At 46.7% G+C, this 13,396-nt stretch carries 7 protein-coding genes; 3 read left to right on the top strand and 4 right to left on the bottom strand.

All coding sequences use genetic code 11. The features are described from left to right. On the top strand, window positions 1-1,561 hold a 1,561-nt coding region (locus tag ACE1CM_RS08985), incomplete at its 5' end, for a M10 family metallopeptidase (protein WP_374877069.1). Between the two features lie 169 nt (window positions 1,562-1,730). Here ACE1CM_RS08985 and trpD read toward each other — a convergent pair. Beyond that, entirely contained in the window at window positions 1,731-2,888 is a 1,158-nt protein-coding gene (gene trpD, locus ACE1CM_RS08980; RefSeq protein ID WP_374877068.1) for an anthranilate phosphoribosyltransferase, read from the bottom strand. Between the two features lie 555 nt (window positions 2,889-3,443). On the opposite strand from trpD, the gene ACE1CM_RS08975 reads away from it, so the two are divergent. After that, window positions 3,444-6,614, top strand: coding sequence for a PAS domain-containing protein (locus ACE1CM_RS08975; RefSeq protein WP_374877067.1), 3,171 nt, complete (start codon window positions 3,444-3,446; stop codon window positions 6,612-6,614). A gap of 20 nt (window positions 6,615-6,634) precedes the next feature. Here ACE1CM_RS08975 and ACE1CM_RS08970 read toward each other — a convergent pair whose 3' ends face one another. From ACE1CM_RS08970 to ACE1CM_RS08960, 3 genes are all read right to left on the bottom strand, one after another. Further along, window positions 6,635-6,976, bottom strand: a complete 342-nt coding sequence (locus ACE1CM_RS08970) for a hypothetical protein (RefSeq protein WP_374877066.1) — start codon at window positions 6,974-6,976, stop codon at window positions 6,635-6,637. Between the two features lie 95 nt (window positions 6,977-7,071). Continuing rightward, window positions 7,072-8,919: an aminopeptidase P family protein gene (locus ACE1CM_RS08965; protein WP_374877065.1), complete on the bottom strand. Its 1,848-nt coding sequence runs from the start codon at window positions 8,917-8,919 to the stop codon at window positions 7,072-7,074. A 293-nt stretch (window positions 8,920-9,212) separates the two neighbouring features. Then, complete coding sequence (locus tag ACE1CM_RS08960; protein WP_374877064.1) at window positions 9,213-9,452, bottom strand: hypothetical protein; 240 nt, start codon at window positions 9,450-9,452, stop codon at window positions 9,213-9,215. 133 nt (window positions 9,453-9,585) lie between these two features. Between ACE1CM_RS08960 and ACE1CM_RS08955 the strand changes: the two genes are divergently transcribed. Next, a complete protein-coding gene (locus ACE1CM_RS08955) occupies window positions 9,586-12,855 on the top strand; it encodes a DUF6080 domain-containing protein (RefSeq protein ID WP_374877063.1) in 3,270 nt (1,089 codons plus the stop codon). Window positions 12,856-13,396: the final 541 nt, after the last annotated feature.

Raw genomic sequence — 13,396 nt, 5'->3', positions numbered from 1 at the left:
TAGTTTGATCGACAACAGCATTACCTTTGCGGCGGGTATTACCAGTGTCACATTACCGATTGACATTATCAACGACACGGTGGTGGAACTGCCGGAAACCGTCAACCTCACCCTCGCTGCCAATAGTGCCTATACCATTGGTGCGGCAAATACTGCCACGGTGAATATTGCCGATAACGATACCGTTATCGCTCCCTTTGCTACAACAGGTTCTCGATCAGGGAATTTGTTGACTGATGCGCTGTTGACTCCGGAAGTGTTCCATTGGAACACTAGCTTGAATGGCGGCAAGATTACTTACAGCTTCCTCAGCGATGCAGCTGCCGGTTCTTACTACGGCGACGAAACAGTTTCTGAAGTCAGCGATCCTGTTAAGAACAATGTCCGTTCTATCTTGACCTCCTTGGAGTCGTCGCTCAATGTCGATTTTGTTGAAGTGCAGGATAGTGCTACCAACTATGGTGTCCTTCGCTACATGTTCTCCGATGGTCCGAGTTACGCCTACACTTATTATCCCTACTCGGATACTGACCCCCTATCTGGCGACGTACACTTGATCCCGGACTTCGAGAGCAACCCTAACAAAAGCTTCTCAGGAAGCCCTGGTAATTTTGGTTACCAAACCATTATTCACGAAACTTTCCATGCGCTGGGTCTGAAACACCCATTTGAGGATTCACCGACGTTACTTCCTGCGCAAGATAACAACACCAACACGGTGATGACATACAACGACGACCCACCCTATGCTGGTAGCTACGCGATAACGCCAATGGCTTATGACCTGCGATCGCTGCAATACCTCTATGGAGCCAACAGTAATAACTCAGGAGATACAACCTATTCTTTCACCAGCGTTTATGGCTATACAGTCAATGGTCAGTTTAACGGTAGCAGTACTACCCCAATCAAGCAATCTCTGTGGGACAGCAGCGGTAACGACACTTTGGATTTTTCCAGCTTGCCTGTTGGCAATTACCGCTTCGACATGAACCCAGGCGGTATTCTGACAACACAGACAGCCTACAACGGTTCGCCCTACGTAGATTACGTTACCGAATTTTCCTACAGCACCTCTAGCTTTGGTACTACGCTGGCTTACGATACGACGATTGAAAACTTGATCAACTCGCCAGGTAATGACGAAATTATCGCTAACGATACTGCCAATCGTTTTGCAGGTTATACTCCTGGCAATGTAACTGGGAACGACATCTTAAAGTTCACCAATTCTTTAGATGTTCTGGATTTGTCTGGTTACAGCCTCTCCGATTTAACTCCCACAGTCAGCGGCAGCGATCTAAACATCGGTTTGGGGTTAAATGGTTCCCTAGCCATTCAAAATTACTATGGCTTGGATGGCTCGATGAAGATTGCTGTTGGAGGAGGTAACTACTACACCTACAATGCTTCTATTGGTTGGCAAGTAGCACCAGCTCCAGCAATTCCTGCTGCTAGTATCGAGAAACCTAGTGACGGATTAACCTCTACTCCGGCTTCTCCTTATGATTCACCCTTGCCGTTACCACCTGTATACAGTTCAAATGTGGTGAACATTTAATCACTCAAGTTGCTAGTTATAACCATCATCGGTTACTAAATTGCTAATGGCTAATTGCTAATTGCTCATGGTAATATTTTTCTGTTCTACCATTAGCCATTAGCTATTAGCCATTAGCTATTAGCAGACCTAAAAAGATAACTAGCAACTTGAGTTCATAAGTTATTTGTCAATAGAGCTTCAGAAACTCAACCAACTGCTCTAACTTAGACCAAGCTTCCCCGCTATTGAGAATATCTCTAGCACGAGCAATGCCCTGTGCATGGTTTCCCATCGGGATCGATTCGCCTACCTGGAGTGCCAAGGATGCATTTAAAGCTACTGCATCCTGTTGTGCCTGAGTGGCTTTCCCTTGCAAGACATTTCGCAAAATTTCGGCATTTTGCTCCACGTCGCCGCCTCGCAGCGCCTCCGTCGGTGCAAAAGTTAAACCCAACTGTTGGGGATCGAGGGCAGATATTTGCACCTCCCCTTCCGACAGCACAGCCAAATCGGTTAGATCTGCCAATCCTGCTTCATCTAACTTTTCCCGTCCGTGCAAAACGATCGCTCGTTGCGTCCCCAGTTGGCGCAAAGCATGGGCAATTGTTAACAGCAGTTTGGGATCGCATACCCCAATGATCTGCCCTGTGGGGCGCAACGGGTTCACCAACGGTCCCAATAAATTAAACACCGTTCGCACCTTCAACGTGCGCCGCAGCGGTGCCACCACTTTGAGCGCTGGATGCCATCCAGGGGCAAACAAAAACGTTATGCCTACTTCCTTGAGCGCTGCTTCCACTTTCTCTCCAGGTGCGCTCAGGTTTACTCCCAACGCTTCCAATACATCCGCCGACCCTACCCGACTAGACGCAGATCGGTTACCGTGCTTGGCGACGGGTATACCCGCCGTTGCCGCTACAAAAGCCACTGCAGTCGAAATGTTAAACGTCGAAGCACCATCCCCACCAGTACCGCAAGTATCAATAATCGGACATCGGGAATTGAGAGACCCTAAGATATTGTCTTTCTGGGCGTCACCCTGTCTCCCCGTCTCCCCGTCTTCCCGCCGCTCCCCTGCTAGGGACTGAGCTTGCAAAACTTTAGCCATACCAGTCAATTCGTCGGCTGAAACGCCTTTGGCTTGGAGTGCGGCTAAAATTGCCCCCGATAGCTCTCTGGGAATTTCTTCATTTAACCATCCTTGCATTAGCTCCGATGCTTGGTCGCAAGAGAGGGATTGTTGGTCTAGTAGCTGTTGCAGTAAGTTCGACCAACTTGATGATTCTACTGAGTTAGGGACGCTGGCGGTAATTTTTTTTACTCTATCTAAAGGAAGGTTCGTCATCGACTGCGAAGGTGTTAAACTGACTGGTTCAAATACATAGCAGATGCGAAGTCTCGCATTTCTACAAGATTACCGCGAATTGCCATCGCATTTTTACTACTAACGCAAGTTGCTAGTTATAAACAAGGCCGTTGCCAGCTTGCTAATTGCAAGCTTGCAAAGCCTAGGATTTTTACCAATCTCGCCATTAGCCATTAGCCATTAGCCGCTCCAAGAGAGATAACTAGCAACTTGAGTTACTAGCAATTTTCCTCAAATTCACCACTTCTAACTTCCTAGCATATCGATTTGGAGTTTTTCCGTAAAAATACCCTAGTCATCAATTTTACAATTGTTATAATAAATCTTATCCTAAATTCCTTATTTAGTAATATTTTATACAAAACTTCCTATAGGGAAAAAAATATAATAAAACTTAAAGTTTATAAAACTCAACAAACAGCATGAAAGTAGAAAATTTGTGATAAAAACAGCAAAAGGCAAGTAATAAGTGTTTTTTTAGGTAAAAATAAAATCGCAGCGAGCTAATTTAGCAAGTGTAATCAGGTAAGAAATATGTCTCGATTTACCCAGATAGACCCGCAGTTGCTAATAGACTCAAGAGCAAATCAAGATCTATTCCGGTTATTTTTGGAACACACCCCCGTGGCGAGCGCGATGTTTGATCGGCAGATGCGCTACATATTAGCCAGTCGCAGGTGGTTAACCGATTACAATCTGGGTAACCAAAATATCATCGGTCGTTCGCATTACGAAGTGTTTGAAGAAATTCCCGAACGTTGGAAAAAAATACACCAGCGTTGTTTAGCTGGGGCGGTAGAAAAAAGTGAAGAAGATTGCTTTACACGCGCCGATGGAACGATAGATTGGGTGAGGTGGGAGATCCACCCGTGGCGCAATAGTGCCGGTGAAATTGGTGGGATCATTATGTTTACAGAAGTCATCACCGATCGCAAACAGGCAGAATTAGCTTTAGAACAAACTCAAGAGGAATTGGAAGCAAGCGCCACCCTCTTGAGTGCAGTAGTGGAAGGAATTCCCGATCCCCTGTTTGTCAAGGATATTAAAGGACGTTACGCGATGATTAACGCGGCGGGTGCGAAGGTGATTGGTAAGTCAGTTGCAGAAATTATTGGCAAAGATGATACGGAGGTATTTCCTCAAGAAATCGGTCGTCAACTGAAGCAGAATGACCGCCGCATCATGAAGACGGGGGAAAATCAGGTACTTGAGGAAGTAGTAAACGAAAAAGGCATGATGCGAACATTTCTTTCTACAAAAAGCGTCTACCGCGATCCCCAAGGAAATATTATTGGTCTAATTGGGATTGTGCGGGATATTACCGCCAGAAAATTAGCAGAAGCAGCACTGGCAAAGACGAATGAAAAATTAGAAATCGAAATTGAAGAGCGAACCCGGAAATTAAAACAGACGATCGAGCGATTAAAAAAAGAAATTGCCGAACGAAAATTAGTTGAAAAAACTTTAGCAGAAACCGAAATACACAATCGTTATTTATTGGAACGGTGTCCGATTGGTTTAGCCTTGTGCCGTATGGATGGGAAACTGGTTTACATAAATCCGGCTTACGCGGCTATTATCGGTCGCACGGTGGAAGAGACTTTAAACCTGTCGTACTGGGATATTACGCCAGAAAAATATGCCGAACAAGAACAAATGCAGTTAGAAAGTTTGAGAACAACAGGGCAGTATGGCCCTTATGAAAAAGAGTATATTCACAAAGATGGGCATCTGGTTCCCGTGGTTTTGGCAGGATTGATTGTGGAAAAAGAGGGAGAACAGTTTATTTGGTCATACGTTCAAGATATTAGCGATCGCAAACAAGCACAAGAAGCATTGCAGCAAAAAGAAGAGTTTTTACGCAGCATCTACGAGGGGGTGGAACAGACAGTTTTTGTCGTAGATGTACGGGAAGATGGAGACTTGCACTACATTGGGATCAACCCTGTCGGCGAACGCATCAGCGGACTTAGCAGCAAAGAGTGGTACGGTAAGACTCCAGAAGAGATATTTGGTCAAGTCTTAGGAGCATCTGTGCGACAGCATTATACAAAATGCCTTGAGGCGGGTGCGGCAATTTCCTATGAAGAGTGCGTAACATTCGGCGATGTAGATACCTATGCCTTAACGAATCTCACGCCAGTGCGGGATGAGAGAGGAAGAATCTATCGGATTATCGGTACGGTGAATGATATTACAGAGAGCAAGCAGGTAGAAGAAGCTTTGCGACAATCAGAAGGGCAACTGCGACAAAAAGCCCAACGGGAAGCACTAATCAACCGCGTTTCTCGCCAAATTCGTCAATCTCTCGACCTCGACACCATTTTGGCAACCACGGTGCAACAGATCCGATCCCTGCTGCAAATCGATCGCTGTCTGTTTATTTGGTACCTCCCCAACGCCTTCCCACCTGCTTGGGATGTCGTGCATGAAGCCAAAAATGAGGATTTGTTCAGCCTCTTGGGTTACTATGCCGCTGATGTGACGGGATCTCTAGCACAAACGCTCTCAAATTTGGCAATTTACCGAGTGGATGATATCGACGGGATAACCGATCCAGTAGAACGGCAATTCTTTCAGTCTTGCGGTTACAAATCTCTACTGAATCTGCCAATTCAGACGGGAAGCGGTGCGATTGGCATCGTTGCCTGTATGCAACATAATTATGTTCGATCTTGGACTGATGAGGAAGTGGAATTGTTGCAGGCAGTTTGCGACCAACTGGGGATCGCGATCGCTCAAGCAGAACTCTACGCCCAAAGCCAAAATTCTGCCCGGATTGCCCAAGAAAAAGCCCAACAACTCGAACAAGCATTGCGCGAACTACAGCAAACCCAAGCCCAACTGATTCAAACTGAAAAAATGTCTAGTTTGGGGCAATTAGTTGCTGGCGTTGCTCACGAAATTAACAACCCGGTTAACTTTATCCACGGCAATCTTACCCACGTCAATGAATACACTCAAGATTTGCTGCGCCTGATCCAGCTATACCAAAAACACTATCTTGAACCCAATCCGGAAATTGAAACCGAAATCGAAGACATCGACCTGGATTTTCTGGTCAAAGATTTACCCAAACTCCTCAATTCTATGAATATCGGGACGGAGCGCATCCGTCAAATTGTCCTGAGTTTGCGGAACTTCTCGCGACTCGATGAAGCGGAAATGAAGCCGGTTGATATCCACGAAGGCATCGAGAACACGCTGCTGATCTTGCAAAACCGCCTCAAAGCCAAACCCAACCGTTCTGAAATTCAGGTGATAAAAGAATACGGCAAGCTGCCCCAAATCGAGTGCTATGCCGGACAATTAAACCAAGTGTTTATGAACTTGCTAAACAACGCAATTGATGCTTTAGAAGAGGTGATGGCTAATCGCTCATTGGTCATGGGCAACAGTCAAGAAAACTCCAATTACCAATTCCCAATTACCAGCCAATTACCTACAATTCGGATTTGTACCGAAGTTATCAACAAGGGTTGGGTAAATATTCGGATTGCTGACAACGGTTCCGGCATGACAGAACAGGTAAAAAATCGTTTATTTGACCCCTTCTTTACAACCAAAACCGTTGGTAAAGGAACTGGTTTAGGATTAACAATTAGCTATCAGATTGTTGTCGAAAAACATTGCGGTCAGCTTAATTGTATTTCGGCGCCGGGACAAGGATCGGAATTTGCGATCGCAATTCCAATTCGGCAATAAAGAAACCGGGTTTCTTTAGTTTAAACACCCGGATTATCTTCAACAAATTGAATTTCGATATCGGGAAGCGTCTCCACAAACTGCACCTTAAGATTGGGCAAAAACTCGACAATTGCCCATTCCCCGCAACGATTTGTTGGATTTGTGACCATTTTTACCCTCAAGTCCGGCGAGGTTGTAACGACCTTTACCTTAATATCCTGAAAGCTTTCAACAAATTTGACTCTACCGTAAAGCGGCTTTCCTTGGTAAGTACAAGTAAATTTATTGACTAAATTGCTTCGGGGAAATACTGTTATGACGACGGAAAGTGTTAGCAGCAAAATCCCGCAAAATATAGCGAATTTAAGCCAAAGTTTCATATCATATCCGTCAGAACGCCCCCCATGTAGGGACACGGCATCTTTAAGTTATCTGTATCTGGCAAAATATCTCGGATGCCGTGTCCCTACACCGATCAACAAGCTTGTTTCACCCACTCAGCTTCTGCCGGTTCTAGGGTGGAAGTCAGCTTTTCTAATGTGGCCCAATTATACCATTCTAACCACTCCCGCTGTTTCTGAGACAGGCGATTTAAATCGATTAGTCGTTGATCGAACGGAACGTAGGTAAGGGGTTCAAACCCATACCAAGGCGTTGTATTTGCATCGGTTTCGGTAGATAAATCTTTAACTACATAAAGATTTTCAATCCGAATACCACCCCAATTAGGTAGATAATAACCGGGTTCAATGCTAGTTACCATGCCTGGTTCAAGGGTTTCATTTACGCGCTTGCTAATGCCATTTGGTCCTTCGTGGACGTTTAAGAAAGCTCCCACCCCGTGTCCGGTTCCGTGACCAAAGTCGAGTTTTTCTTGCCATAAGGTATAGCGGGTAATCCCATCTAATTGCGCTCCGGTTGTTCCTTTGGGAAACTGTTGCATGGCACAGTTAATGTGGGCTTTTAATACTTCGGTGTAGCGCCGAATTTGTTCTGGATTTGGCTCGCCTATAATAATTGTTCGGGTGGCGTCGGTAGTGCCTCCTAAATACTGCGCGCCGGAGTCTAGCAGGAAGAATTGACCTTGTTTGAGGAGTTGATCTGGACTGGGGGTGCCGTAGTGGACAATAGAACTATTAGAACCAGTTGCAGCTATGGTGTTGAAACTCAAACCTTGGAAATTGGCTTCTTGTTGATAATTATCAGCGATCGCGCGCGCTACATCCAACTCGCTCAAGCTTTCCCCACTTGCCAATTGTGCCGAAATCCACTTTAAGGTTCGCACTATAGCTCGACTTGCCTTCAAATTCGCCGCCTTCATCTGCTCGATTTCTACAGCATTTTTGCGCGCTTTCATCCCTTCAATCGGATTGGCGGTTTCTACAACCCTCGCTCCTTCTAACAGGCCATAGGTTCCCATTGTCGTATGTTTGGTATCGCTCAGTACCCGCAAGTCGTTCTGCGAAACCAAAGCTTTTAAAGTTTCTTCGTATTTTTCGTAGGGAAGTAAAGTAACCTGTCCCTGCAAAGCTGCGCGAATTTCGGCTCCCATGCGTGCCAAATTAGTAAATAAAAACGCTGCATCATGGGTAATTACTGCATAAGCAATAAAAACGGGATTATAAGGAACATCCCAACCCCGGAGGTTAAATAACCAGGCTATTTGGTCAAGTTTAGTAATGGGAAGAATATCGGTATTTGCCTTTTGCATTGCTTCTCGCACCCTAGTTAATTTCTGTGCGGTTGTTTCCCCAGTCACCGCATCTGGCACAAGGAATACTTTGGAATCTCCCAACGCGGGTAAGGGTTCTGACTCGCGCCAAGGACTTTGGAGGCGAATTTTATCTACCAAGTTTTCTAGGACGAATACCAGTTTAATTCCCGCCGGTTCGAGTTGTTTTTGAAAGTTACGGAATTGAGCAACGGCAAGGGTAAACGGATCGAATCCCAAACGGAAACCCGGCTTTGATTTAGCTAAAGTTTCCAAGGTTTCTACTAAAGTTTTCTCTCCTTCTAATCCCAGCTTGGAGACTTGAATTAAAGATGGATCGACTTGTAAGTCTGCCTGTTCGTGATAGCGGGAATCGACAAATAGCCAAGCTTGGTTTTGTCCCACTAGCATATCCCCCGCCGATCCGGTGAAACCACTTGTCCATTCCCGTCGTTGCAGCGCTTCGGGGAGATATTCGTTTAAGTGTTCATCAGCAGAGGGAATGTAGTAGGCGTCTAACTGGTAGGTTGCCATCAGCGCTCGCATTCTGCTTAACTTGGCTTGGATTGACGCTATCTGGGTTTGAGGCTGCAAAACGTCTAAGGATGTCATAGGGGGATCGAGTTTGGCGAATTATGTCAGTTGTATGGAATATTTTAGCGATCGCCGTCCTCCCCACACTGCAATTTGGTATGAGGCGCGATCCTTGTATCTTTCTTTACCAATCCCTGCGGGCAGTAAGTTTATGAAAAATAGATAAAGACAAAATTAATTTTAGCAGCAATGTTTAAAGATTGTGTAAAAATAATCGACAACTAATTTCATCAATATCCGTAGCAATACTACAATCTAAAAAATCCACGCAAAACTCCAGGGATTTTTACAGGCAAAATCAGGGAGTAGATCTACTTAAATAGTACAGGAGTAATCGGGAAATATAGGGGACAGGACTTACGCAAGGGCGTTGTCAGAAACCGGGTTTGGACCGTCGCTCTCTGGTTGCCAAACCAACGATTTTTCGTAGAAACCGGGAACTTGCGCGTAATATCATGTCCGCTTGAATAGCCATAGTTAGGAATGACGCGGTGACAAGGGAGAGCGGTGACGCGGTGAGTTTTAATTATGGGTGATTTGGCGGACATCATATAAGTCCTGGGGGATGCCGATAAAGTCGAGAGTCAATGGTGCGATATGCACACCATGAGCGAAGCTCTCCCATAACCTGATTCGCCCAACAGAAAGCAACGCGATCCAATCGAATTGCGAGAGATTGAGTATATGAAAAAAACCATGCTTGATATAGCAGGCAGATATGGCAAATTACCTGTAGTCGCCCAATCGATCAAAAGTAGAATCGCTGCGATTAATAACCAAGCTCGCAAACACTGGCCCGAGATTCTGCTGGTAGTTGCGATCGCGACTTTAGCAGGCATTGCATTCTATCAAGGATCGGGGCTGATTGGCGAGGTTGTTGTTAGGGCTCAGCGTCAAGACATGTGGTTTGAGGCCGATAGCGCGCGCGTCTTTGCAAATATGACCAAAGCCGCGAGCAGTCATTACCGGACTAAGGTACACCCACTATTTTCACTGATAGCGTTCCCACCAGTATATTTAGTGAAAACTGTTTTGGGTATCAAAGCGCTTACTGCGGTAAGGCTCGTAATTGCTGCCATAGCTGGGCTTTGGGTCGGTGCGCTTTTCATTTTATTGAGACTGATTGGTTGCCTTCGATTGGACGCGACGCTATTTAGCATACTTGGGGCAACTAGCGCATCGGCGATGTTTTGGTTTGTCGTGCCAGAGACTTACTCGTTCGGATCGTTGACTATGATCGCGGCACTATGTTTAGTTGCGATCGCCCAATATAGAAAGCTGTCGGCGAGATGGTACGTGGTTGTAAGTGCGCTGACATTGAGCATAACGACCACCAACTGGATGGCTGGAATCGCGGCAACATTTACAAAGTATCGCCGCAAGCGAGCTTGGCAGATTACAGTCAATGCATTTTGCTTGGTAGTCCTGCTGTGGGGCGTACAGAAGTTTATCTTTCCGAGTGCTGAATTTTTTATCGGCGATCGGGAAGAAAGAAGTTACATATACAAGCCGACATTCGGCAGTCTCCTGCAAGTCCTCCAGTCTTTTTTTGCTCACACGATGGTCATGCCAGCCATCCAGATAGCTCATAACAATAAAGACTGGTCAATCATGCTTACCCAACGCTCGTTTCCAGGTTCAGCAAGTCTGTGGGGCAGCATTGCAGTCGTTTTGTGGATGGCACTGTTAGGTTTGGGGTTATGGGGGTTCTTTTCCACTAGAAAGCATGGCAAACTACGCATTGTTTTGGGATTAACCCTGCTGGGACAGCTGGCACTACATGCGGTATACGGGTCAGAAACATTTCTTTACTCATTGCATTTCTTGCCATTGTTAGTAGTTTTGGCAGCATGGAGTACGCAAACGCCTGCGCGCCCCATAGCCTTGGTACTGGCAGGTATGCTGGTGCTAACTGCGGGGGTGAATAATAGTTCGCAATTGATTAAGGCTACGGAGTTTGTTCTAACTCAGGGTTCGCCACGGGATCAAGTTTTAGGCCATATGCAGCTGCGCCCGACCGACCCCTGGCCTCGCGGTACGGGACACGTAGTGCTGGCGGCGCCAGGAAGCCGTGAAGTTGATAAAGCCTATCACGAACCGGGTGGCAGTTTCAGCCCTGCCGTGGGCAGCTTCGGCGTTTCCCTGTGGCTGACCGATACATACGGGAATCTCTTGACTACAAGCGATCGCATCCCGTTAAGCGATATCCGCCAGGAGTTAAAGTGGGTCGATGGTCAGGACATACCGGGAATTCTGACTCAAACGAGCTACTATCAAGCATTTTGGTCATCCACCAAACCGGCGACTTGGACGCTCAATCTCAAAACCCAAGCCAATGCAACGACTAAACCAATGGTGGTTATCCGCAGCGTCGGTCCAGCAGGAGGGGCAATTCGCTCTCTCGACTGGAATGGCAAACGGCTGTTAATCAACGACCGTTGGTCTGTGACGCTTTCAACAGCGCCTGCCAAAGTCTACTTAGGTGAGGAAGCGCCAAAGGGCTGGATGAGCGATCGCTCAGACCGTACCCAATGGCAAAGCGAGAATGGCTGGGGCTATGCCCGGTTTGAACTAGCCGATAACAGCAATACGAATTTAGTTATCCAGGATTCTAACCCCCCCACACCGATCAAAGCGCCAACCGTCACCAATACGCGACCAGCCTTAGAACTAAACCTTCCCGACAAGCAATTTACAGCCAGTTTAAACGCACAAGTCGCCCACTTGATGATGGGAATTGTGGGACGGGAAACCCGCCCTGGGGAACCTACCAACTATCCCTTATCTTGGCAGCGCGACGGCGCTTACAAGATCGTCGCTTTGGCGCGCGCCGGAAAGTTGCAAGTCGCAAAAGAACTATCAACCTACTTTGCCGAAAACGATTTCTTCGGTGGTTTCGGCGCCGAAGCCGATGCCCCTGGGTTATCGATTTGGGCGCTCGAAGAAGTGGCTGTGCGTCTAAACCAGCCAGAATACGACAAATGGCTAATGCCCCACGTGCGCCGCAAAGCCGAATTCATCCTTAAAATGTTGGCAACCAAAGAACCGATTCGTCAGACAGCAGTCGGTCCAGTCGTGCCGAAATATCAGAAAAACCCTAACTTGACACTGGTTGCAGATCCAGCTAAAAACGGTTTGATCGTCGGTCGAATGGATTGGCATCGCCCCCTACTATTCGTCAATGCTGTCAGCTATCGGGGGCTACTCGATGCCGCGTCTCTGGCAGAACGAGTCGGTCACCCTGCCGATGCTCAGCGTTGGCGTACCAAGGCAGCTCAGTTGAAAAAAGCTTGGGAAAAAGCGTTCAAACCACCAGAGTCGAACAACGAGCGGACTTACATCAACAGTCTTTGGCCTACCTGGGTAGCAACCTCCCATAAAGATGCTCTGCTGCAACGGCTGCAAGAGCGGTGGACTAAGCTACGCGATGCCCAAGGCGAATTTCGCCAAACCCCTCTGTGGACTTATTTCAATATCGCTGAGGCACACCAATGGCTGTTTCTCAAACAACCAGAGCGCGTGTGGTCAACCTTGCGCTGGTTTTGGCATCATCAGGCATCCCCTGGGTTATACACCTGGTGGGAGGGTAAAGGAGAAGAAAACACCTTTGGTCGTTGGGAGCGAGTACGCGGTTGGGTAAAACCCCCCCACGTTACGCCCCATTACTGGACTGCTGCCGAAATGTTGTTGCTGCAATTGGATATGCTAGCCTACATTGACCAGATGACCAACCAGCCGACGTTAGTAATTGGTGCCGGAATTCCAGATACCTGGCTGAAGGCGCCGATGCAGCTGCGGGGATTACCGATGCCAAATGGTCAGATTGATTGGAATTGGGACGGCAAGCAAATGCAGGTAAAGCTGAGCGGTAAGAAAGTTAATGTCCGACTGGGAGCAGCGTTTCCCCCTAATACACCTTTAAAGGTAGAATACCTTGACTTGCAATCAAGCTAACTAAAAACATGCAGGACTTACGCAGGTCGAGGGCAGAAACAAAGGTGAAGAGTCGTTCGCGCTAGCGTTGGGAGGCATATCTCTCGTTTACAAACCAACGATTTTGCGTATCACCTTAGTTTCTTTGCGTAAGTCCTGACATGGTCGATTAAATTGAGAGCAGCACATGTTTAGAGATAAAAAAAGTGACGTTCCTACACCTCCCTAATATGATGTCCGCCTAATTACCCTGAATAAAAATCTCTCCCTTGTCACCGTGTCACCGCGTCACCCCGTCATTCCTAACATTGACGCATCACCTTTGTTTTTGGCGCAGGGTGCTAGAGTCCTGGCCAATCACCAAAGTTTCTCTGAAAAATCCTTGGTTTGGGAACTAGAGATCTAAGTAGAAACTGTGGTGATAGCCACGCCCTTGCGTAAGTCCTGTTGGTATGAGGCGCGTTCCTTGTATCTTTGTTTACCAATGCCTGCGGACAATAAGTCTATGAAGTATAGATAAAGATCAACTGAATTTTAGCAACAATATTTAAAGATTGTGTAA

It is taken from the genome of Microseira sp. BLCC-F43 (assembly GCF_041929235.1).
Lineage (GTDB): Bacteria > Cyanobacteriota > Cyanobacteriia > Cyanobacteriales > Aerosakkonemataceae > Microseira.
This window is presented reverse-complemented; position numbering and strand designations above follow the sequence as displayed.